This window comes from Pseudomonas sp. TCU-HL1, assembly GCF_001708505.1.
Taxonomy (GTDB): domain Bacteria; phylum Pseudomonadota; class Gammaproteobacteria; order Pseudomonadales; family Pseudomonadaceae; genus Metapseudomonas.
This window is the reverse complement of sequence record NZ_CP015992.1, coordinates 4,027,189-4,049,730: the sequence shown is the minus strand read 5'-3', so window position 1 is coordinate 4,049,730 and position 22,542 is coordinate 4,027,189. Positions and strand designations below refer to the sequence as shown.

Annotated in this window: 18 protein-coding genes; 12 read left to right on the top strand and 6 right to left on the bottom strand. The window is 65.0% G+C overall.

Annotation, left to right across the window (positions count from 1 at the left end; all coding sequences use genetic code 11):
* The first annotated feature begins 1 nt into the window (after position 1).
* The 5 genes from THL1_RS18775 to THL1_RS18755 all read left to right on the top strand — a co-directional run bounded on the left by THL1_RS18775 (position 2) and on the right by THL1_RS18755 (position 7,007).
* Positions 2–1,444 (top strand): alginate export family protein, encoded by a 1,443-nt coding sequence (locus THL1_RS18775; RefSeq protein ID WP_237234846.1) that lies wholly within the window; start codon positions 2–4, stop codon positions 1,442–1,444.
* A gap of 12 nt (positions 1,445–1,456) precedes the next feature.
* Complete coding sequence (gene algG / locus THL1_RS18770; protein ID WP_069084631.1) at positions 1,457–2,977, top strand: mannuronan 5-epimerase AlgG; 1,521 nt, start codon at positions 1,457–1,459, stop codon at positions 2,975–2,977.
* A 4-nt stretch (positions 2,978–2,981) separates the two neighbouring features.
* Positions 2,982–4,367, top strand: a complete 1,386-nt coding sequence (locus THL1_RS18765) for an alginate O-acetyltransferase AlgX-related protein (protein WP_069084630.1) — start codon at positions 2,982–2,984, stop codon at positions 4,365–4,367.
* Positions 4,364–5,455: a mannuronate-specific alginate lyase gene (locus THL1_RS18760; protein ID WP_069084629.1), complete on the top strand. Its 1,092-nt coding sequence runs from the start codon at positions 4,364–4,366 to the stop codon at positions 5,453–5,455. Before THL1_RS18765 ends, THL1_RS18760 begins: the two co-directional genes overlap by 4 nt.
* A 106-nt stretch (positions 5,456–5,561) precedes the next feature.
* Positions 5,562–7,007, top strand: a complete 1,446-nt coding sequence (locus THL1_RS18755) for a mannose-1-phosphate guanylyltransferase/mannose-6-phosphate isomerase (protein WP_069084628.1) — start codon at positions 5,562–5,564, stop codon at positions 7,005–7,007.
* Positions 7,008–7,066: 59 nt separating this feature from the next.
* Here THL1_RS18755 and acnA read toward each other — a convergent pair whose 3' ends face one another.
* Complete coding sequence (gene acnA / locus THL1_RS18750; RefSeq protein WP_069084627.1) at positions 7,067–9,757, bottom strand: aconitate hydratase AcnA; 2,691 nt, start codon at positions 9,755–9,757, stop codon at positions 7,067–7,069.
* Positions 9,758–9,971: 214 nt separating this feature from the next.
* On the opposite strand from acnA, the gene rlmM reads away from it, so the two are divergent.
* Positions 9,972–11,021, top strand: coding sequence for a 23S rRNA (cytidine(2498)-2'-O)-methyltransferase RlmM (rlmM, locus tag THL1_RS18745; RefSeq protein ID WP_069084626.1), 1,050 nt, complete (start codon positions 9,972–9,974; stop codon positions 11,019–11,021).
* 552 nt (positions 11,022–11,573) lie between these two features.
* Here rlmM and THL1_RS30345 read toward each other — a convergent pair.
* Both THL1_RS30345 and THL1_RS18740 read right to left on the bottom strand, forming a co-directional pair.
* The gene (locus tag THL1_RS30345; protein WP_177343843.1) at positions 11,574–11,741 is read right to left on the bottom strand and encodes a hypothetical protein; all 168 of its coding nucleotides are present in this window, start codon (positions 11,739–11,741) and stop codon (positions 11,574–11,576) included.
* 36 nt (positions 11,742–11,777) lie between these two features.
* Positions 11,778–13,322, bottom strand: a complete 1,545-nt coding sequence (locus tag THL1_RS18740) for an alpha/beta hydrolase (RefSeq protein ID WP_069084625.1) — start codon at positions 13,320–13,322, stop codon at positions 11,778–11,780.
* A 167-nt stretch (positions 13,323–13,489) separates the two neighbouring features.
* Between THL1_RS18740 and tusA the strand changes: the two genes are divergently transcribed.
* Positions 13,490–13,729: a sulfurtransferase TusA gene (gene tusA, locus THL1_RS18735; RefSeq protein ID WP_069084624.1), complete on the top strand. Its 240-nt coding sequence runs from the start codon at positions 13,490–13,492 to the stop codon at positions 13,727–13,729.
* A complete protein-coding gene (locus THL1_RS18730; RefSeq protein ID WP_069084623.1) occupies positions 13,729–14,184 on the top strand; it encodes a gamma-glutamylcyclotransferase family protein in 456 nt (151 codons plus the stop codon). The genes tusA and THL1_RS18730 overlap by 1 nt, the downstream gene beginning before the upstream one ends.
* Positions 14,185–14,421: 237 nt before the next feature.
* On the opposite strand, the gene THL1_RS18725 is transcribed toward THL1_RS18730, so the two are convergent.
* Positions 14,422–15,561, bottom strand: coding sequence for an IS481 family transposase (locus THL1_RS18725; protein ID WP_069081451.1), 1,140 nt, complete (start codon positions 15,559–15,561; stop codon positions 14,422–14,424).
* Between the two features lie 205 nt (positions 15,562–15,766).
* Positions 15,767–17,149, bottom strand: a complete 1,383-nt coding sequence (locus THL1_RS18720; RefSeq protein ID WP_069084622.1) for an MATE family efflux transporter — start codon at positions 17,147–17,149, stop codon at positions 15,767–15,769.
* 267 nt (positions 17,150–17,416) lie between these two features.
* Here THL1_RS18720 and pdxB point away from each other — a divergent pair, with 267 nt between their 5' ends.
* Positions 17,417–18,559 carry a 4-phosphoerythronate dehydrogenase PdxB gene (gene pdxB / locus THL1_RS18715; protein WP_069084621.1) on the top strand — a complete coding sequence of 381 codons (1,143 nt, stop codon included), beginning with the start codon at positions 17,417–17,419 and terminating at the stop codon, positions 18,557–18,559.
* Positions 18,560–18,593: 34 nt separating this feature from the next.
* Here pdxB and THL1_RS30340 read toward each other — a convergent pair whose 3' ends face one another.
* On the bottom strand, positions 18,594–18,770 hold the full coding sequence (locus tag THL1_RS30340) for a PA1571 family protein (RefSeq protein ID WP_177343842.1): 177 nt from the start codon (positions 18,768–18,770) through the stop codon (positions 18,594–18,596).
* A 191-nt stretch (positions 18,771–18,961) separates the two neighbouring features.
* Between THL1_RS30340 and THL1_RS18710 the strand changes: the two genes are divergently transcribed.
* From THL1_RS18710 to THL1_RS18700, 3 genes are all read left to right on the top strand, one after another.
* Positions 18,962–20,089: an ATP-NAD kinase family protein gene (locus THL1_RS18710; RefSeq protein ID WP_069084620.1), complete on the top strand. Its 1,128-nt coding sequence runs from the start codon at positions 18,962–18,964 to the stop codon at positions 20,087–20,089.
* A gap of 71 nt (positions 20,090–20,160) precedes the next feature.
* Entirely contained in the window at positions 20,161–20,601 is a 441-nt protein-coding gene (locus THL1_RS18705; protein ID WP_069084619.1) for a thiol-disulfide oxidoreductase DCC family protein, read from the top strand.
* Positions 20,602–20,731: 130 nt separating this feature from the next.
* On the top strand, positions 20,732–22,513 hold the full coding sequence (locus tag THL1_RS18700) for an ABC transporter transmembrane domain-containing protein (RefSeq protein ID WP_069084618.1): 1,782 nt from the start codon (positions 20,732–20,734) through the stop codon (positions 22,511–22,513).
* The last annotated feature ends 29 nt before the right edge of the window (positions 22,514–22,542 follow it).

Here is a 22,542-nt window from a genome sequence, read left to right as displayed (position 1 = left end):
AATGACGCATTGGATGGGAGGCATCCTCGGCGGCTCGCTGCTGTGTGGCCAGGTTGTGGCGGCGTCGCTGGAGGAACCACGCAATTTCGGCCTGGACATCAAGATCACCGGCCAGTCCGAGGACGACCGTGACCTCGGCACTCGCCATGGTGGTGACGTCCAGGGGCTGGGCCTGGACGTGCGGCCTTGGCTCTATGGCCAGTGGGGCGACTGGAGTGCCTATGCGATGGGGCAGGGCGTGGCGGCGACCGACACCATCGAGACCGACACCCTGGAATCAGACAGCATCGTCGCCGACAGCGAAGGCGATGACGACGCCCGCGAAGCCGATAAGAGCTACCTGGCAATGCGCGAGTTCTGGGTGGACTACGGCGGGATCACCGCCTACCCGGGTGAGCACCTGCGCTTCGGTCGACAGCGGGTGCGCAGCGATGAAGGCACCTGGTGGGACACCAATATCGAGGCCCTGCACTGGGTGTTCGATACCACCTTGCTGAAGGCCAACCTGGGCGTGGCCGAGCGTTTCAGCGAATACCGCACCGACATCGACGATCTGGCCCCCGAGGATGAGGACCGCCGGCACTTTTTCGCCGGCGTTTCTACCCAATGGGCGCCGGGCCATAGCGTCGGCATCAAGCTCCATCACAGCCGTGACGAAGGCAGCCTGGCCGACGTTGGCGAAGAAGTGGACTCCCTGACCAAGACCCAGACCGGTGATCTCACCTGGCTGGGCCTGCAAGCCGATGGCGACTACTTCAACCCGCGCACCACGCTGCCGTTCAACTACTGGGCCCAGGCCATCTGGCTCACCGGCGACCAGGACAGCATCACCCAGAGCTCTGCCAGCGGCCTGCCGCTGGTCACGGGCCAGCGCAGCGGTGACCTGGATGCCTGGGCGGTGGATCTGGGCCTGCGCTGGAACATCGACGACCAGTGGAAAGTCGGCGGCGCTTACGCCCGGGGCAGTGGCGGCGAAGATTCCAACGGCGAGGATTCCGAGCAGTTCGTGCAACCGGGGCTGGAGAGCAACCGCTCCAGCTTCACGGGTACGAGAACCCGTGTGCACCGCTTCGGCGAGGCATTCCGGGGCGAGCTGACCAATATCCAGGCGGCCACGCTCTACGGCTCCTGGGCGGTGCGCGAGGACTACGACGCCAGCCTGGTGTACCACCGTTTCTGGCGCCTGGAGGATGACCTGCCCACCGGCGACTCGGGCATCAGCGCCACTCTGGAGAACGGCGAAAAGGACCTGGGGCAGGAACTGGACCTGGTGGCCACCTACTACATCAAGGGCGGCCTGCTGCCGCCGGGCCTGGACTGGGTGGATGAACCTTCGGCACTGGTTCGCCTGCGGTTGGGATTGCTGTTCCCTGGCGATGCCTATGGCGACGACGCGGACTCCACCATGCATCGTGCTTTCGTCGATTTCATCTGGCGAATCTGAGGGGGAAATGTGATGCGGGGGATGCTCAAGACGGGCGTGGGACTGGCCGGCTGGCTGGCCTGCGCGCTGGTCAATGCGGACATGCTCTCGGACGGATATCGGCTCAGCGCCGAGCCTGGGGATGCGTTGGAAATCGCCGCACCGCAGCTACCGGACCTCTCCGTCTACACGGCGGCGGCGGCCGAGGCGAAGATCCAGCAGAAGCCGGCGGGTCGCGCCGTGGTCAGGGAAATGCTCCATGAGGATGCCCTGGACGAGTTCATCGGCGGCGACGAGCGCCTGAAAGAGTGGGTCGTGCGGCAGAAGCGAATGCCTCAGGCGATCTTCATCGAGAAGGGCTACCTGGACACGGCCGATCTGGCTCGGCAGTTGCCGAAGGATTACTTCGCCGAAACTGAGCCGGGGGTCTACTTGGCGCGGCTGCCGATCATCGTGCGTCCCGGTGCCACCCTGCATATCGACCGTAATACCCGTGAGCTGCGCTTATCCCAGGAGGCCGGTGCCTTCCTGGTCAACGACGGGCGGATGTTCATCACCGGTACCCGCGTTACCGCCTGGCGCGAGAAAGAGGGTGGCCCGGCGTTGTGGCGCGAAGCCAAGGAGTTCCGCCCGTACTTCCTCGCCTGGGGCGGCACTGAGACCTACGTGGTGGACAGCATCATCCAGAGTTTCGGCTACGACGCCAGCAAGGCCTACGGCTTTTCCATTTCCCAGTACAGCCCGAGCATGGCGCCGAAGATGAAGCGGTCACGGCCCACCGGCTGGCTGATCAATTCGCGCTTCATCGACATGTGGTACGGCTTCTACTGCTACGAGTCCGACGACGTAGTGATCCGTGGCAACACCTATGAGCACAACATCGTCTACGGCATTGACCCGCACGACCGTTCGCGGCGGCTGATCATTGCCGAGAACGAGGCGTTCGGGACCCGGAAGAAGCACGGCATCATCATTTCCCGCGAGGTCAATGACAGTTGGATCATCAATAACAAGTCCCACCACAACCAACTGTCCGGCATCGTCCTCGACCGTAGCAGCGTCAACAATGTTGTCGCCCTCAACGAGACTTACAAGAACCAGGCCGACGGCATCACCCTCTACGAAAGCCCGCGCAACCTGCTCTGGCAGAACCGCAGCATGAACAACGAGCGGCATGGTATCCGTGTGCGCAACAGCCTGGATGTCAGCCTCCACGGCAACCTGCTGGCGGCCAACAAGCTCACCGGTGTCTACGGCCACACCAAGGACCTGCGTGGCACCGACCGGGACCTGGGAGAGGACCCCTTCGATCCGCGCGTGTCCCTGCGCATCGTGGGCGATCAACTGGTGGGCAACGGCTCCAGCCCCATCTCGATCCACTCGCCGACCCGGCTGGAGCTTTACCGGCTGAGCATCCTCGCGCCGCAGAAATCCTCCGGTATTTCCTTCAGTGGCCTGTTGGGCGAACGCCAGGGCGAAATCATGGACATTCTGCTGCGCCAGCGGCGTGCGGTGCTGATCGAGCCCGCCGGCAGCCTGGCGAGCAAGGAGTGAGGTGATGAACCGAACCAGATGCCTGATCGTGGCCACCCTGCTGGCCGCAGCGGGTGACCTGCGCGGCGCGCCCACCTACCAGGCAGAGGCTTGCTGCAGCCTCTGCCCGGCGGCAGCCAGCCTCGACCCACGGCAACCCGGTCAGTCGGGCCTGGGTGGCCTGGTAGAGGCCCGCGATGGCTGGCTGTTCAGCCGCGCCCAGGACCTGCGCACCCAGTTTGGCCTCGACGAGTACAGTTACAAGCAGCTCAAGCGCCTGCGCAATGCCCTGAAGCACAACGGCACCGAGCTGCTGGTGATCTATCAGCCCAGTCGGGGTCTGCTCCACGGCGACAAGCTGCGGCCGGCGGACAGTGCGCACTTCGACCAGGCCCGAGCGAGGGAGAACTACCTCGCCACTCTGGTTCGTCTGCGTGAACTGGACATCTGGGTACCGGACCTGACCAGCCTCTTGAAGGCCCAGGCTGGAGCGGCGGATTACTACTTCAAGGGCGACCAGTACTGGACCCCACAGGGGGCCGAACGTACGGCTCGGCTGGTGGCCGAGACGGCACGTGGCATTCCCGCGCTGGAGCACCTGCCTCGCGAGGAGTACGCCAGCCAACCGGCCGGGCTCGTGGGACGCAGCGGCTCCCTGCAGAAGGCCGCTGAACTGGCCTGCGGCACCGGCTACCCGCGCCAGTTCGTTCAGGGGTACGTCACTCGGCCGCTGCGGCCCGGCCAGGCGCCTGCCGCTGAAGTGGTGCTGGTTGGCAGTGGCAACGCCGATGACGCATTCAACTTCGCCGGTTTCCTCGGGCAGTACCTGGGCACCCCGGTGCACAACGCCTCCCTTGCCAACGGCGGCCATGCCACGGCGTTGATGCAGTATCTGATGAGTGCGGGCTACCAGCAGAAACCGCCGAAGTTGCTGGTGTGGGAGCTGGATGATGCTGACAGCCTGAGCCAGCGCAATTTCTACCGGCAGGCAATCGCTGCTGTGGGTGACGGCTGCAGTGGCCGGCCAGCATTGCTCCAGGGGCGTACCAGCCTGGTCAGCGGCAGCCGTCAGGTGCTGTTCAATGGTGCGGATGGTGTACTGCCGATCCGTGGCAGTGACTACCGCATCGAACTCCAACTGGATGACCCGACCGTGCAGCAACTGGGCGCCACCCTGACCTTCATGAACGGCCGTCAGGAGAACCTGATGTTCGAGCGCGGTGCGGGGCAGGGGCGTTTCCTGCTGGAGCTGCGCGAAGATGCCGATTGGGATGAGCTGACCTTTCTCTCCCTCAATGTGCAGGCGCTGCCGGTCGGCAGCGATGGCCAGGTCAGCGCGCGGCTGTGCAAGGCACGCAGCGACGAGGTGCGGCCTGAGTTGCGCACCGCCCAGGCCGGAGCCGGATCATGAAAGTCTGCCGCGTCTTGCTGATGGGCCTGCTGCTACCAGCCTTCGGGATGGCTGCCGAACTGGTGCCGCCAGGCGGCTATTACCTGCCGGCGACAGTCAAGAAGGGCGAGGCGGAAACCTGTCCGGTGGTGGCCAAGCCCTATGTCGGGGAGCTGATGATCCCCAGCAAGTACGAAGGCTCGGGGCCTGCTCGTGACCAGTTGAACAAGGCATCCAATGCCCGCTACCAGGCGCAGGCCGAGCAGATCCGCGTGTTGGAAAAGATGGTCAACAAACAGGTGGCGGCCTGGCTGCGACTCGGGAGGCAAGGCCATCTGGACTGCGCACTGGAGTGGTTGGGGCAGTGGGCTGAGGCCGAGGCTTTGCTGAGCCGGGAGTTCACCCATACCGGCAAGTCCATGCGCAAGTGGGCCTTGGGCAGCATCTCCTCGGCCTACCTGCGGCTGAAGTTCTCCCGCTCCCAGCCGCTGGCCGGGCGTGAAGCGCAGACCCGGCCAATCGAGGAATGGATTGCTCGCCTCGGTGAGCAGGTGGTGGCGGACTGGCGCGACCAGCCCCTGGAACGCCTGAACAACCACCAGTACTGGGCGGCCTGGGCCGTGATGGCTGCCTCGGTGGTGGTGGATCGCCGCGACCTGTTCGACTGGTCCGTGGCGCAGCTGCGCATCGGCATTGCCCAGGTGGATGCCGAGGGCTACCTGCCCAACGAGCTGCGCCGCGAGACCCGCGCCCTGGCGTATCACAACTACAGCATGGGGCCGTTGCTGATGATGCTGGCCTTCGCCCAAGCGAACGGCATCGACCTGCGCGAAGCCAACCACCGAGCCATCCAGCGACTGGCGACGCGGATCGAGCAGGGCATCGAAGAGCCGGAGCGCTTTGAGCGGAAGACGGGGTTCAGGCAGGAACTGGAGGATCTCCAGGAAGGTGGAAAGTTCGCCTGGCTGGAGCCCTACTGCGCGCTCTACCGCTGCGCCCAAAGCACCGACACCTGGCGGCGCTCGATCGAACCATTGAAGACCTACCGGTTGGGAGGCGACATCACCCAGCTGTTCGCCGTGTCGCCGCAACAGGGTGGGGGTGACTGAGAGATGCGTTTCCCCGGCACAGGGCGTGCCGGAGGCTTGATCCGGCCGGGCTACCGGGACGACGGCGCGGCCACTGCGGATACAAGAGTTCAGAGGAGAGGCAAACATGATTCCAGTGATTCTGTCCGGTGGTAGCGGTTCGCGGCTCTGGCCGCTGTCGCGCAAGCTCTATCCCAAGCAGTTCCTGGCTCTGGCCGGTGAGCGCACATTGTTCCAGCAGACCCTGCAACGCCTGAGTTTCGAGGGTATCGAGCGGCCCATCGTCGTTTGCAACCAGGAGCACCGCTTTATCGTCAACGAGCAGGTCAGCGGTATCGGACTGGCAGCCCAGGGCGTGCTGCTGGAGCCCTTTGGCCGCAACACGGCACCCGCCGTCGCCATCGCCGCCTTGAGGGTGCTGAGCGAGGGCCGCGACGAGTTGCTGCTGGTGCTGCCGGCCGACCATGTGATCACTGACGAATCTGCCCTGCGTCGGGCCCTGGAAATCGGTAGGGCTGCGGCAGAGCAGGGCGAGATGGTGCTGTTCGGCATCCCCGCCGAACGCCCGGAGACCGGCTTCGGCTACATCAAGGCAGCGCGGGACGAGGAAGGCATGGAACTGGCGCCCGGCGCCCATCGGGTCGAACAATTCGTCGAGAAACCGGACAGCGTCCGAGCCACCGAATTCGTGCGCAGCGGCGGCTACTACTGGAACAGCGGCATGTTCCTGTTCCGTGCCAGCCGCTATCTGGATGAGCTGCGCAGCCATGAACCGGACATCTACGACACCTGCGTGCTGGCCGTGGAGCGCAGCAAGGCAGAGCGCGAGGTACTGCGTATCGACGCTGGAACCTTCGAGTGCTGCCCGGACAATTCCATCGACTATGCCGTGATGGAAAAGACCTCCCGCGCCTGTGTGGTGCCGCTTGCCGCCGGCTGGAACGATGTGGGCAGTTGGTCGTCGCTCTGGGAGGTCCATTCCAAGGACGGCGATGGCAACGTGCTCAAGGGCGATGTGGTGACTCACGACAGCCACAACTGCTACGTCCACGGTAATTCCAAGCTGGTGGCCTTGCTGGGCATGGATGATGTGGTGGTGGTGGAAACCCGCGACGCGGTGATGATCGCCCACAAGGACAAGGTTCAGGAGGTGAAGAATCTGGTGGGCACCCTGGATGCCTCCGGCCGCCAGGAAACCCGGAGCCACTGTCAGGTCTACCGGCCATGGGGCGGCTACGACTCGGTGGATTCAGGCAGCCGCCACCAGGTCAAGCACATCACGGTCAAGCCCGGCGCCCAGCTTTCCCTGCAGATGCACCACCATCGCGCCGAGCACTGGATCGTAGTGTCCGGCACCGCGCGGGTGACCTGCGACGACCGGACCTTCCTGCTGACCGAGAACCAGTCGACCTACATTCCGATCGCCTCGATCCACCGCCTGGCCAACCCCGGAAAGATCCCGCTGGAGATCATCGAAGTGCAGTCCGGCAGCTATCTGGGCGAGGACGACATCGAGCGGCTGGAGGACGTATACGGCCGCGACGTGCAGGACCTTGGAGTGGTGAGGGGCTGAGGTCTGTCTGCCCCCTCTCCCGCTAGCGGGAGAGGGCCGCAGTTCGGAGCAGTGTCTGGCTATCCCGCCAGCAACTGCCGCAGCACGTAGTGCAGGATGCCGCCGGCCTTGAAGTACTCCACCTCGTTCAAGGTGTCGATGCGGCACAGCACGGTCGCCTGTTCCCTGGAGCCGTCTTCCCGTGTGATTTCCAGGCGAAGGTCCATGTGCGGTCCCAGGCTGGCGCCGTCCAGGCCGCGGATATCGAGGGTTTCCTTGCCAGTCAGGTTGAGGGTCTTGCGGTCGTCGCCATCCTTGAATTGCAGCGGCAGCACGCCCATGCCCACCAGGTTGGAGCGGTGGATACGCTCGAAACTCTCGGCAATCACCGCCTTGACCCCCAGCAGGTTGGTGCCCTTGGCCGCCCAGTCGCGGGAAGAACCGGTGCCGTATTCCTTGCCTGCGACGACCACCAGCGGTGTGCCTTCGGCCTGGTAGCGCATGGCGGCGTCGTAGATGGCCAGCTTCTCGCCGCTGGGCACATGCAGGGTGTTGCCGCCTTCCTCGCCGCCGAGCATCTCGTTGCGGATGCGGATATTGGCGAAGGTGCCGCGCATCATCACTTCATGGTTGCCACGCCGCGAGCCATAGGAGTTGAAGTCCGCCGGAGCTACGCCCTGTTCGCGCAGGTAGCGCCCGGCCGGGCTGTCGGCCTTGATGTTACCGGCGGGCGAGATGTGGTCAGTGGTCACCGAGTCTCCCAAGAGGGCGAGGATGCGCGCTTGGCGCACGTCTTCCACCTTCGGCGGCGCACCGGTGATGTTGGCGAAGAAGGGCGGGTGCTGGATGTAGGTGGAGTCCACCTGCCAGGCGTAGGTGTCGGATTCGGGCACCTTGATCGCCTGCCACTTCTCGTCGCCGGCAAAGACTTCGGCGTACTCCTTGCGGAACATGGCGGTGTCCACCTTCTGTATGGCGGTGGCGATTTCCTGCTGGCTCGGCCAGATGTCCTTCAGGAATACCGGCTGACCATCCTTGCCTCGGCCCAGGGGCTGGCTGCCGAGATCAATGCGAACGCTTCCGGCCAGCGCGTAGGCCACCACCAGGGGCGGCGAGGCCAGCCAGTTGGCTTTCACCAGCGGGTGTACCCGCCCTTCGAAGTTGCGGTTCCCGGATAGCACCGACGCCACCGTCAGGTCGGCCTGCTGGATGGCTTTCTCGATGGGGTCGAGCAATGGACCGGAGTTACCGATGCAGGTGGTACAGCCATAGCCCACCAGGTTGAAGCCGAGTTGGTCCAGGTACTGTGTGAGGCCGGCGGCGCGGAAATACTCGGTCACCACCTTGGAGCCGGGCGCGAGGGAGGACTTCACCCAGGGCTTGCGGGTCAGGCCCTTTTCCAATGCCTTCCTGGCCAGCAGGCCGGCGGCCATCATCACGCTGGGGTTGGAGGTGTTGGTGCAGGAGGTGATGGCCGCGATGACCACGGCGCCGTCTTCGAGGGTGAAGCGCTGGCCGTCATCCAGCGTCACGCCGGCGCTGCCGGTGGAATTCGCCCCGGCGGCCTTGAGCTGCAGGTTCAACAGGTCGTCGAACGCCTTGGGCACCTGGGGCAGGGCCACGCGGTCCTGTGGGCGGCGGGGGCCGGCCAGGCTGGCTTCGACGCTGCCGAGGTCCAGCGACAGGGTATCGGTGAATAGCGGTTCATGGCCGGGTTCGCGCCACAGGCCCTGGGCCTTGCTGTAGGCCTCCACCAGTTGCACGGTTTCGTCCGGTCGACCCGACAGGCGCAGGTAGCCGAGGGTGATGTCGTCGACTGGGAAGAAGCCGCAGGTGGCGCCGTATTCAGGGGCCATGTTGGCAATGGTGGCGCGGTCGGCCAGGGGCAGGTCGGCGAGGCCGTCGCCGTAGAATTCGACGAATTTCCCTACCACTCCCTTCTTGCGCAGCATCTGGGTGACGGTGAGCACCAGGTCGGTGGCGGTGATGCCTTCGCGCAGCTTGCCGATGAGTTTGAAGCCGATAACTTCGGGTATCAGCATCGACACCGGTTGGCCGAGCATGGCGGCCTCGGCTTCGATACCACCAACGCCCCAACCGAGCACGCCGAGGCCATTGATCATGGTGGTGTGGGAATCCGTGCCTACCAGCGTGTCGGGGAAGGCGTAGGTGACGCCGTCTTCCTCTCGGGTCCAGACGGTACGGGCGAGGTACTCCAGGTTGACCTGGTGGCAAATGCCGGTGCCCGGCGGTACCACGCTGAAGTTATCGAAGGCGCGCTGGCCCCAGCGCAGGAAGGCGTAGCGCTCGCCGTTGCGCTGCATCTCGATCTCGACGTTCTGCTCGAAAGCGGCTTGGGAGGCGAAGCGATCCACCATCACCGAGTGGTCGATCACCAGGTCCACGGGGGACAGCGGATTGATGCGCTGTGCATCGCCTCCCGCTTCGGCCACGGCGGCGCGCATGGCAGCCAGGTCAACGACGGCGGGAACCCCGGTGAAGTCCTGCATCAGTACGCGCGCGGGGCGGTACTGGATTTCGCGTTCCGAGCTGCGCGGGCCGAGCCAGTCGGCCAGGGCCTTGAAGTCGGCGGCACTGACGGTCTCGTCGTCCTCCCAGTGCAGCAGGTTCTCCAGCAGTACCTTCATCGACATGGGCAGTTTGTCGATAGCCCCCAGGCGTTTGGCGGCTTCGGGCAGGCTGAAGTAGTGGTAGGTCTTGCCGGCGATTTCCAGGCTGCGGCGGCAGTTCAGGCTATCCAGGGAAGGCATCGGGCGTTCTCCATGAGGCCCACACGGCATGGGCCGGCTGCTCGTACGGAAGCTAAGAAGCTAGCTCTGCTTGGCAGTTCTTGCCATTTCAGCCGACCGGCAGGGCGGGGCAGGAGTTCCCTGGGGCTGGGTAGTCGACTGTAGGAATTTACCTCCTGGCCTGTGTGAAAACGGGCGCGGCGCAACTATAGTGCGCGCCCAGGAGGAGCCCCCGATGAACACCTTGCTGTTGCACTGCCGCCCCGGCTTCGAGGGTGAAGTCTGTGCCGAGATTTCCGAGCTTGCCGCCCGCCTCGACGTGGCCGGTTACGCTAAGGCCAAGCCGAATAGTGCCTGTGCCGAGTTCATTTGCAGTGAACCCGGCGGCACGGAGCGACTGATGCGCAAACAGCGCTTCGGCCAACTGATTTTCCCCCGTCAGTGGGCCCGTGGCGATTACGTCGAACTGCCGGAAACCGACCGCATCGGCGTACTGCTGGACACGCTGGCCGGTTACCCGGTGTGCGGCAGTCTCTGGCTGGAGGTGCTGGATACCAACGACGGCAAGGAACTGTCGAACTTCTGCCGCAAGTTCGAGAAGCCCCTGCGCGCTGCGCTGACCAAGGCCGGAAAGCTCAAGGACGATGCGCAACTGCCGCGCCTGTTGCTGACCTTCCGCAGTGGCCGCGAGGCGTTCGTTGGCCTGGCCGAATCGAACAACTCGGCTCTCTGGCCGATGGGCATTCCGCGTCTGAAGTTCCCCCGCGAGGCGCCCAGTCGCTCCACCCTCAAGCTGGAGGAGGCCTGGCACCACTTCATTCCCCGAGCTGACTGGGACAAGCGCCTGGCGCCGGGCATGACAGCTGTGGACCTGGGCGCCGCCCCGGGCGGCTGGACCTGGCAACTGGTGCAGCGGGAGATCAAGGTCACCGCCGTCGATAACGGCCCCATGGCGGAGAGCCTGATGTATTCCGGCTTCGTCGAACACCAGCGCGCCGACGGCTTTACGTTCAAGCCACGGCGTCCGGTGAACTGGATGGTCTGCGATATCGTCGAGAAGCCCGCGCGCACTGCGGCGATGATCGAGACCTGGCTGGGCGAGGGCTGGTGCCAGGAAGCTGTGGTCAACCTCAAACTGCCGATGAAACAGCGCTATGCCGAGGTGCAGAAGCTGCTGGCGCGCATCGACGCCGGACTGAAGGGCAGGGGGCTGAAGGTGTCCATTGCCTGCAAGCAGCTCTATCACGACCGTGAGGAAGTGACCTGTCATCTGCGCAGGTTGTGATCACGGGGGCTGTAGGGCACCGATCTGTGGGAGCGAATTCATTCGCGAAACAGGGGTGACCGCAGGGGCCGCGTTGCGGCCCTTGGCGAATGAATTGGCTCTGTCTGCGTTAGCTGTTGCAGCGTTGAAGCGATCTCTCTAGCTCGGGATATCCAAGCCTCCGTGCCTGCTGACACAGCCCTCACCCCCGGCCCCTCTCCCTGAAGAGGAAAGGGGGGACTCGCGCTGGCGAGGCACAAGCCATCCTGAAGCCCACACGGGCCTGTAACCGGGCAGAAACGGTGGGGCAGCGACTCCGCCCCTTCAGGAGGCCGTGCCCCGGAGCAACGATGGAGGCAGGGAACCCGGCGAAGCCGGGCCGAATGCAAGGGCAAGCGTTTTTGGTTTCTTTTTTGTGGGCGGCATTCCGACGATTGAAAAAAGAGACTCGCCGGGAGGCGAAACCAGAAACATCCACAGAACGCGGCAATCAGCTGGGTTCAGGACGTTCTAGCAGCACTTAACGCAGACAGAACCAATGAATTCGCCCCTTCTACAGGTTCTGTTTGTGCGTCAGAGCGCCATCCGCTCCACCCAGTAACTCTGCTTGTGCCCCCGCGCCTGGTATTCCGCTACCAGGCGCTCGGCTTCGTCGCGGCTAAGCCTAGCGCGCAGGACGAAAACGTTGCCGTTGTCGTCCAGCCGCTTGACGCACCAGCTGCGCACAGGGGATTCAGGCATGGCGAGCTCCCGGAAAGCTCCATGTTGCGCCGCCTTTCATTGGCTGGCGAGTGGTGCTTCCAGGGGCAAGAGCGGCGGCAGGCTGACGAGGCCCTTCAGCGTCGTCACGCGGGGACTCCAGGAACTATTGAACAGGTACTGGCCGCTGAAACCACTGACCTGCAGACCCAGTTCATCGCCGGGTTGGAGCAGGGCGCTGGAGGTGGCGAGGTCCACCCGGCGAGCGTTGAGCGGAGTGCTCTGCTCGCTCAGCACTTCTACCCTTCCGCTGCCGCGTCGCACCGCCAACGAGGCGAACAGCTGCGGCGCATCGGCGTCGCGATCCAGTTCCAGATGTGCGCTACCCACCAGTCCGCTGGCAGTATCGACCTTGCGCAGGGGAATGAAGCTCGATGGACTGAGCCAGCCGCTGGTCAGCGGGCGGATGCGGGTTTCGGGCACGGGCTGCGCCGTATCCACCCGGGGAAGTTGCTGCAGCGCCAGGCCGTGGTCCAGATCGAGGCTGAGGCAGAGGTTCGGCACACTGTCGGCAACCCCCTGTCGCCCACGCAGTTTGTCCTCGTACCAAGCCACCACCGCCTGATAGAGGTTGATGGCGCGCTCGCCGCAATGCAGCACGGGCTCGTTGTTGAAGGGCGGCAAGCCGCTCCAGTGCTGCAGAGGCGGCGGCAGGATGTGCCCGCCCTGCATGCCCAGCAGGCGCACGTCGGTGTCGCCCTGGCTCAGGCAGTCGCGGATGGCCAGGCCCTGGTCGAGGGGGAACAGGGTATCGCGCAGGCCCTGGATCAGCAGCGCGTCCGCATGGGGGCGCTGGCCGCGCTGGCAGTAACTGACGAGGCTGTGGGCCCTGAGTTCGGCCTTCACTTCGGGCGTCATCGTGCCGCCGGCGCTTTTCAGGTAGGGAGCCTGGGCGAACTTGCCCAGGTCATAGCCGGTGGCGACGCCCAGGCCCAGTAGCACGCCGGTCCAGCCCACCTTCATGTGCCCGCCCGGCGCCAGGGCTTCGGACAGATCGTACCAGGTGGCGATGGGCACGATGGCGTCGATGCGCGGGTCTTCGGCCGAGGCGAGCAACTGCACGGCACCTCCGTAGCTCTCGCCGAGCATGCCGACGCGCGGATCGCCTGGGCCATCCATGGTCAGGCGCGGCAGATGGGCGCCAGCCCAGTCGATGACGGCAAGTGCGTCCTGCACCTCGTAGCGTGGGTCCATCATCTCGATGTTCCCGTCACTGCCGCCCCAACCGCGCTGGTCGTAGCTGATCACCCAGAAGCCCGCGCGCCACGCCTTGAGCGCGGCGCGGCCGGACATCATCTGTTGGCCGTAGAATCCGTCCGGCCCGGTCACCCGCCATCCGCCCCAGCCGTGGGTGTGCACCACCAGCGGCGCGTGTTCGCCGCGCTTGAGGGCGGGTTGGAACACGGTGGCGGAAAGCCGGGTGCCGTCGCGCGCGGTGATCACCGTCTCGAAGTGGGTGGCGGGCCACTCGTGGTCGGCTAGGGCGCTGTAGTCGGGAAGCTGCTCACGGGCGGCGCAGCCACCGAGCAGGAGGAGGGCGAGGAACAGGCTGGCGAGGCGCATCGGGGTTCCGCAGGCGAGGGTGATCCGTTCAGCTTGCCCGAGCGCGGTGGCGCAATGTGCCCATCGAAGGTTGTGCGCTGCTGTGGCCGGACGTCGCAGCGGAGGCCGCAAGGCTGTGCGGATACCCGGCTTTGCGCCACAATAGCCGCCAGTTTTTGGAGTGCCCCATGTCCCAACAGCCTGATGCCATCCTCGACGCCACCGGCCTGAACTGCCCCGAACCGGTGATGATGCTGCATAACAAGGTCCGCGACCTGCCGGCCGGCGGCCTGCTCAAGGTGATTGCCACCGACCCTTCCACGCGCCGCGACATCCCCAAGTTCTGCGTCTTCCTCGGCCATGAGCTGCTGGACCAGTCGGAAGAGGCGGGTACCTACCTCTACTGGATTCGCAAGAAGACCGACTGATGCCCTTCTACTTCGCCTATGGCTCGAACATGAACCCGGCGCGCATGCGCAGCCGTGGACTGGCGTTCAGTGAAGCCCTGGCGGGGCGCCTGGACGGCTACGACTTGTGCTTCGACAAGCGAGCCCATGATCGACCTGGCCGCTCCTACGCCAACATTCGTCACCAGCAGGGCGGTGTGGTGGAGGGCGTGCTCTATCGCCTGGACCATGCAGACGAAATCTGGAAGATGGACCCCTTCGAGGGCACGCCCATCTTCTACAGCCGCGAACGCATGCCGGTGATCACTGCGCAAGGCATGCAGCCGGCGTGGGTCTATATCGCCAACCCGGCAATGCGTGAGAACGGCCTGTGGCCGACCCGGAGTTACCTGGAACACCTGCTCGCAGGCCGCGAGTTCCTCACCCCTGCCTACTGGGATGCCCTGGCCGCAGTGCCGGCCCATGCGGGCGAGTGATACGTCACTTTTTCATTTGAACTTGGGAAACCACGTTCTTGGAACGTGGTCATGAGTCATCGGCTCTGCCTGTGACGATTCGAGTCAGCGAACCAGCAGGATGCTGCTGATCCCGTAGGGGGCGCCGCGCGCACCGTGAGACGGACGCGGAGTCGCCACCATCGTCTCGGTGCGCATGGTGTTCAGCCGGGATAGATGGGTAACGCTTGTCGGGAGACATGGGTAACGGGTTGATGATCATGTTTTGCCCGGTCTCAAGTCGACTTGGCGCAGGGTCTTGTGGATGAACACCACATCGTAGACGCCATCGACGGCGGTGGGGCGGAGAGCGACGCGTTCCCCGTACAGCCCCCCGCCGACGAACAGGCTGCGTCCCTGGAAACTGACCTGGCCGACGCGGCCGACCTTGAGCACCCGGTCGCCCGGTTCGTAGTCCAGTTCAGGCAATTGCTCCGGGTAGCTGCGCCGGCTTGGCTGGTAGCGCGTGATCGGTGGCAGTTGGCCCAGCGCCTCATGCGGGCGGTCGTGGTTGTACTGCTCCCGCCAGTGCGCCATCGCCTGCTGGCAGTGCGCCAAGTCGCGAAACGAGCGCTGCAGTAACTCGCGCTTGAGTGTCTGGTGGAAGCGTTCCAGCTTGCCCTGGGTCTGCGGATGATGAGGGCGGCTGTGGCTGACCTCGATGCCGAGCCGCATCAGCCAGACCTCCAGGGCGGACAGGCCGCCCGCGATGTTCGAGCCCCAGGGCGGACCGTTGTCGGCGGTGATCCGGCGCGGTAGGCCATAGCGGCGAAAGACCTGGATCAGGTGCGGTCGAACCAGTTCGAGGCGCTCGCCCTCGCAGGCCTCCAGGCAGAGGGCAAAGCGTGAGTGATCATCCAACAGCGTCAACGGGTGGCAGCGCGACGAGCGGCCGTCGGCGAGCGGGAAGTGGCCCTTGAAGTCCATCTGCCAGAGCTCGTTCGGCTGGCAGTGCTCGAAGCGCTGCGTGGCCGGAGCTTCGGCCTCCTCGGCGTGGTAGCGCACCCGGCAACCATGGCGGCGGAGGATGGCGTCGAGGGTGCTGTGGTGGGGACGCTCGAACGCGGCCGGCAGCAGGCCGCGCAGCTTGCGGGCGCCCCAATACGGGAAACGGTGGTGCAACTGCACCACCGCCTGTTCCAAGTCCGGGTCGCTGCGCCCAGGGCTGTGCAACGGCCGGCGTGAGCGCTCCTGCAACCCCGCATCGCCGTGCTCGCGGTGGCGCTGTAACCATTTGTAGGCGGTTTTCGGGCTGATGCCGTAGCGCCGACACAGCTCCCGCACGTTGCTCTGCGGTTGTTCGGCCAACCGCACAAACTCGCGTCGAATCGACATGGTGGTGCACTCCTGCCACGGCATCGCTCGAACTCCAGAGTCGAAGGATTCCGTAAGCCTAAATGCGTTACCCATGTCTCCCGACACCCGTTACCTATGTCCCCCGGCTGAACACATGGCGCACCCTACTGCTGGGCACGGTGGCGGAGATCAGCTGGGTGCTGCGTGTGAGGATGGCCCCCTTATAGGGGGCAAATACAAGTCCACGTTCTACGAACGTGGATCTTTACTACCTGCCAATCCTCGCGCGTGAACTGCGCGCCAGCCGCAGGCTGAGCAGTACGGCGGCACAGGTCAGGCCTACCACCAGCCCCTGCCAGAGGCCCTTGGGTCCGCTGGGTTCACCCAGCCAGTCGGACAGCCCCAGCGCGTAGCCCACCGGCAGGCCGATACCCCAGTACGCGAACAGCGTGATGATCATGGTCGCGCGGGTGTCCTGGTAGCCACGCAGGGCACCGGCAGCGGCGACCTGGATGGCGTCGGAGAACTGGAACAGCGCCGAATAGACAATCAGCATGGCCGCCACGGCGATTACCGCCGGATCGGGCGAGTACATCTTTGCGATCAGTTCACGGCACAGCAGCATCAGGCTGGCGGACAGGCAGGCATAGGCCAGCGCCGCACCGATGCCGATCCCAGCTGCAAAGCGTGCCGCCCGTGGTTCGCCACGGCCCAGCGCTTGGCCGACGCGAACGGTGACGGCCATCGCCAGGGCGTAAGGGATCATGAAGATCAATGCGCTGAAGTTCAGGGCGATCTGGTGGCCGGCGACCACGGTGGCGCCCAGGCCGCCGATCAGCAGGGCGATCACGGCAAAGATGCTCGACTCGGCGAAGACCGCGATGCCGATGGGGCCGCCGATTGACAGCAGGCGCTTGATCACCGGCAGTTGCGGCGTGTCGAAGCGCTCGAACAGCTGGCTAGGCTGGTACACCGGGGCGCGGGTCACCCAGCCCAGCATGCCCAGCAGCATGAACCACATCACTGTGCCGCTGGCCCAGCCACAGCCCACGCCGCCCAGTGCGGGCATGCCCAGGTGGCCGTAGATCAGGATGTAGTTCAGCGGAATGTTCAGCAGCAGGCCGCAGATGCCCAGCACCATGCTCGGACGGGTACGGCCCATGCCGTCGCTGAAGCAGCGCAGCACGTAGTAGAGGGCCACCGCCGGGAAGCCGAAGGCGATGCCGTGCAAATAGCCCATGGCCGGGTCGATCAACTCGGGGTCCACGCCCATCAGTTGCAGTACCGGCCGCGCATTGATGAGCAGCAGCGCGCCGCTGAGGCCCACCACCAGAGCCAGCCAGAGGGCCTGGCGCACCAGCGGACCGATCTCTTCCTGCTTGCCTGAGCCGAAGCGCTCGGCGACCTTCGCGGTCGTGGCCAGCAGGATGCCGGTCATCAGCAGGAATACCGGAATCCAGATGGAGTTGCCGAGCGCCACGGCGGCAAGGTCACGAGGGCTGACGCGACCGGCCATTACCGCGTCGACGAAGCCCATCGCGGTGTTGGACAGCTGGGCGATCATGATCGGCGCTGCCAGCTTGAGCAGCGCGCGCAGTTCCGTGCTGGCGCGGCTGAAACGGGTTTGGGATTGAGTCACTGAGAGTTCCATATCGAAAAGGCATCCTCCAGACGTACCGGTGGTGTCCAGGCAAAAGGTGGCTGATTGGGAATTGAGGCTGCCTGGTTGCGACGGGCTCGCAACGGTGCACTGTCCCAGCCTTTGCAGGAGAGGCTGCCGGCGGAACGGGACGTGGAGGCTGAAGGAGCGCTAGTTTACGCCCTGACGCATTGGTCAGAAAAGAGGGGCGTCAGGCTGCCGGACAGGCGCTGTCCGGGTCTATTGCGTAGAATGGCGGTCTCTCTGCTGGAGCCTGCCATGCGAATAGTCGCCGACGAAAACATACCTCTGGTCGATGCCTTCTTTGGTGACCTTGGGGAAATCCGACGCCTGCCCGGGCGTGCCATCGATGCGGCAGCCCTGGCCGACGCCGACCTGCTCCTCGTGCGCTCGGTCACCCGTGTCGATCGCGCCCTTCTGGCCGGCAGCCCGGTGCGCTTCGTCGGCACCTGCACCATTGGTACCGACCATCTCGATCTCGACTACTTCAGCGAGGCCGGTATCGCCTGGTCCAGCGCGCCCGGCTGCAATGCCCGCGGCGTCGTGGACTATGTACTGGGTAGCCTGCTGGTGCTGGCCGAGGATGAAGGTGTTGACCCCGCCTCGCGTACCTACGGTGTCGTGGGGGCCGGCCAGGTGGGCGGGCGCCTGGTGGAGGTGCTCCGTGGCCTTGGCTGGCGTGTGCGGGTGTGCGATCCACCGCGCCAGGCCGTTGAAGGAGGCGACTACGTCGACCTGCGAACCATTCTCCGCGAGTGCGACGCTATCAGCCTGCATACCCCGCTGAACGCCGGTGGGGATCACCCGACTCGCCACCTGCTGGACGCCGAGCGCCTCGGGCAACTACGACGGGGTGCCTGGCTGGTGAACGCCAGTCGTGGGGCCGTCGTGGACAACCGGGCCCTGCGCGAACTGCTGGGCCAGCGCACGGACTTGCGCGTGGTGCTGGACGTATGGGAGGGCGAGCCCCTGGCAAGCGTGGAGCTGGCGCGCCTGTGCCGCATCGCCACGCCGCACATCGCGGGTTACAGCCTCGACGGCAAGCTGCGTGGCACGGCACAGATCTATCAGGCCTGGTGCCGGTTCAGCGGACAGGCGGAAAGCATCCAGCTCGATGAGTTGTTGCCTGCGGCCTGGTTGAGTGAGCTCTCGCTGGATGGCAGCTGCGACCCGGGCTGGGCGTTGGCCACGCTTTGCCGGGCGGTGTACGACCCGCGCCGCGACGATGCGGATTTCCGCCGTAGCCTGGTGGGCGACGATGCCCAGCGTCGCGCGGCCTTCGATGCATTGCGCAAGCACTATCCGGTGCGACGGGAGATTGATGGATTGCGGGTGCGCCTGGCGGGTGAGGCACCCAGACTGGTGGACATCGTGCGGGCACTGGGCGCCCAACTGATTTAGGAGCGTGGCCCGGAATTGCTCCGGGCCAGCTGCTTCATGCCTGCCGCAACTCGGCTGCCAATTGCTTGTGGAGCTCCTGGCAGGCGCGCTGGATCATGGTTTCGGTAATCGGAATCTCACGGCCCTGGGCGTCGATGATGGCGCCGCCTACGGGGCGACGCTGCTGCAGCGGGATCACGCGGCGATCAGAAGTGCTGTCGTGCAAGCTCATGGGCTGTCTCCTCTTCAGGTAGTGCGCGCAGTCTAGGTAGGGTAGATGAACACGCAGTGACAGTGGGCGCTCACGTGGCGCCGGAAAAACGAAAGACCAGGAAACACTAGCAGCGAGTATGCCAACTGCGAGTGTCCTGGTCGTGGTGGATGGACCCCCTGCGCGGGGCGAGAGTTCAGTTCGAGGTAAGCATGTCCACGTTCCATATGGGGCTGATCATCAATCCCCTGGCCGGCCTGGGTGGCCCGGCTGCGCTCAAGGGAAGCGACGGGGTCGCAGACGAGGCCCTTGCCAGAGGGGCCGAGCCGCGCGCAGCAGCACGCACCCGCTTGGCGCTGGAGCGTTTGTTGCCGCTTGTCGGCCGCCTCCAGTTCCTGACTTTTCCTGGCCCGATGGGGGCGGACCTGTTGGCGGAGATGGGATTCGCTCACCGCGTGCTGGGGCACCTCGACGGGGAGTCGACCCGCGCCGAAGACACCCAGCATGCAGTCGAAGCGCTGCAAGACGCCGGCGTGGCGTTGATCCTGTTCGCTGGTGGTGATGGCACGGCGCGGGATGTCAGCGCAGCAGTGCGCGAGGGGCAGCCGGTGCTGGGCATCCCCGCGGGAGTGAAAATCCACTCCGGGGTCTATGCCATCAGCCCGCGCGCCGCCGGCGAACTGGCGCGGCGTCTGGTGGAAGGTGGACTGGTGCGCCTGGCCAGTGGCGAAGTGCGTGACCTGGATGAGTCCGCGCTGCGTGACGGCAAAGTTGCCGCGCGCTGGTATGGCGAGCTGACGGTGCCTGAGGAAGGCCACTTCATGCAGCACGTCAAGCAAGGTGGCATGGAGTCGGAAGAGCTGGTGCTGGTGGATCTTGCCGATTGGCTTAGCGACACCTGGGAAGCAGACGTGCGCTACGTCTTCGGTCCGGGTTCCACCCTGCACGGGCTGGCGGGCAACCTGGGGCTGGAAACCACGCTCCTGGGCGTGGACGTGATCGAGAACGGTCGCGTGATTGCACGGGACGTGACCGAGGCGGAGCTGTTCGAACTCGTCGCCGGTCACCCGTCGCGGCTGCTGGTCACGGCGATCGGGGGCCAGGGCCACATCATTGGCCGCGGCAACCAGCAGATCAGCCCGCGAGTGCTGCGGGCCATTGGCCTGGATCATCTGCGGGTGGTGGCGACCAAGCGCAAGCTTGGCACCCTGGAAGGGCGGCCCCTGTTGGTAGACAGCGGAGATCCGGCCCTGGATGAGGCATTTCCCGATGCTGTAAGGGTCTGGGCGGGCTACAAGGAAGAGCTGCTCTATCCCCTCGGCTGGGGCGATCCAGCCTGAGGCGTATCACCGATTTTTGGGGATATCGGCTAAGATCGACAGCACTTTCCCGTGGATGCAGGAGCGTCACGATGGATGTCGAGCCGTACCCGCCCCATGTTCGTCCCGGCGAGCGAATCGTGCTCTTCGATGGCGTGTGCAAGCTCTGCAATGGCTGGGCGCGGTTCCTGATCCGCCATGACCGGGCACGGGTGTTCAAACTTGCCTCGGTGCAATCGCCGGAAGGGCAGGCGATCCTGCGCTGGTTCGGCCAGCCCGCCGACAGCTTTGCAACCCTGCTCTATGTCGAAGGCCGTGAGCTGTTCGTCCGCTCCGAGGCCATTGCGCGCATTCTGCACCAGCTGCCCGCGCCCTGGCCGCTGTTGTCGATCTTCCGTTTCCTGCCGCTGGCGTTGCGCGACTGGTGCTATGACCGCATTGCGTTGAACCGCTACCGCCTGTTTGGCCGACACGACGTCTGCCTGTTGCCGTCGCCCGACCATGCAGGGCGCTTCCTGCAGGGTGGGCAATGAGCACGCCGGGCTTGTTGAGCCTCCGTTGTCGACGCAACCTGGTTGCGCTTTGCCTCTGCCTCGTGGGGTGGTGGGCGGAGACTCCAGTACGCATCCCGGAACCCTTTGGACAAACCGACTGAGCCCCTCGATGGCATCGTTCCTCTCCCCTCGGCAGCGTAATGCGCTGCGCATGGCTGTGCGTTTCGTTGCCCCCTATCGTTGGCGAGTGATAGGCGCCTTGCTGGCGCTGCTGTTCACGGCCGGCATCACATTGTCCATGGGCCAGGGGATACGCCTGCTGGTGGATCAGGGGCTGGCGACTCAGTCGGCGGAAGCGCTACAGCATTCGATCATGCTGTTCTTCGGCCTGGTGCTGGCCCTGGCATTGGGCACCTTCACGCGTTTCTACCTGGTGTCCTGGATTGGTGAGCGCTTCGTTGCCGACATCCGCAAGCGCGTGTTCGATCACCTGATCCAATTGCATCCAGGCTTCTATGAGAGCAATCGCGCCTCGGAAATCCAGTCCCGATTGACAGCCGATACCACACTGTTGCAGTCGGTGATCGGCTCGTCGCTCTCCATGGCGCTGCGTAACGGCATCATGCTGGTGGGCGGAATCGGCCTGCTGTTCGTCACCAACCCCAAGCTCACCGGTATCGTGCTGCTGGCCCTGCCGCTGGTGCTGGCGCCGATACTCATCTTCGGTCGGCGGGTACGGCGCCTGTCACGGCAGAGCCAGGACCGCATTGCTGACGTTGGCAGCTACGTCGGCGAGACGCTTGGGCAGATAAAGACGGTGCAGGCCTATAACCACCAGGCGCAGGATCGCCAGCATTTCGCCCGCACGGTGGAGGGTGCCTTCGACGCGGCGCGACGACGCATCGCCCAGCGTGCCTGGCTGATTACCCTGGTGATCCTGCTGGTGCTGGGGGCGGTCGGCGTGATGCTCTGGGTGGGTGGCACGGATGTTATTGCCGGACGTATCTCGCCGGGAGACTTGGCGGCCTTCGTTTTCTACAGCCTGATCGTGGGCGCGGCGTTCGGCGCCATCAGTGAAGTGATCGGGGAGTTGCAAAGCGCCGCCGGTGCAGCGGAGCGCATCGCCGAGCTGTTGCAGGCACACAACGACATTCAGGCGCCGACTGAAGGGCGGGTGGCATTGCCTGCACGAGCCAGTGGGCGCATAGCGCTTTCAGCGGTGCACTTCGCCTATCCTGGTCGGCTTGAAGTGAACGCCCTGGACGGCGTGAGCCTGGAGGTCAGGCCTGGTGAGACCCTGGCTCTGGTGGGCCCTTCCGGAGCGGGCAAGTCCACAGTCTTCGAATTGCTGCTGCGTTTCTTCGACCCTCAGACGGGCAGTATCCGGGTCGAGGGCATGGAGTTGAGACAGCTCGATCCCGCTGACCTGCGCCGTTGTTTCGCCCTGGTGTCACAGAATCCCGCGTTGTTCTACGGCAGCGTCGAAGACAACATCCGCTATGGTCGGCCCGAGGCCAGTGACTCCGAAGTGGAGGCTGCAGCCCGAGCGGCCCATGCCCACGAATTCATTACCCGTCTGCCCCAGGGTTACCAGACGCATCTGGGGGAGGGTGGCATCGGGCTTTCAGGTGGACAGCGTCAGCGCCTGGCCATCGCCCGTGCCCTGCTGGTGGATGCGCCCATCCTGCTGCTGGACGAGGCCACCAGCGCCCTGGACGCGGAGAGTGAGTACCTGATCCAGCAGGCCTTGCCGGCCCTGATGAGTGGCCGCACCACGCTGGTGATCGCGCACCGTCTGGCTACCGTGCAGACCGCCGACCGCATCGCGGTGATGGAGCGAGGTAAGGTAGTGGCCGTGGGGCGGCATTCACAGCTGGTAGCCAGTAGTCCGCTCTATGCGCGATTGGCGGAGCTGCAGTTCAGGACGCAGGTAGAGGACGAAGTGGAGTAGGGCGAATAGATCGCGCAATAAAAAAGGGG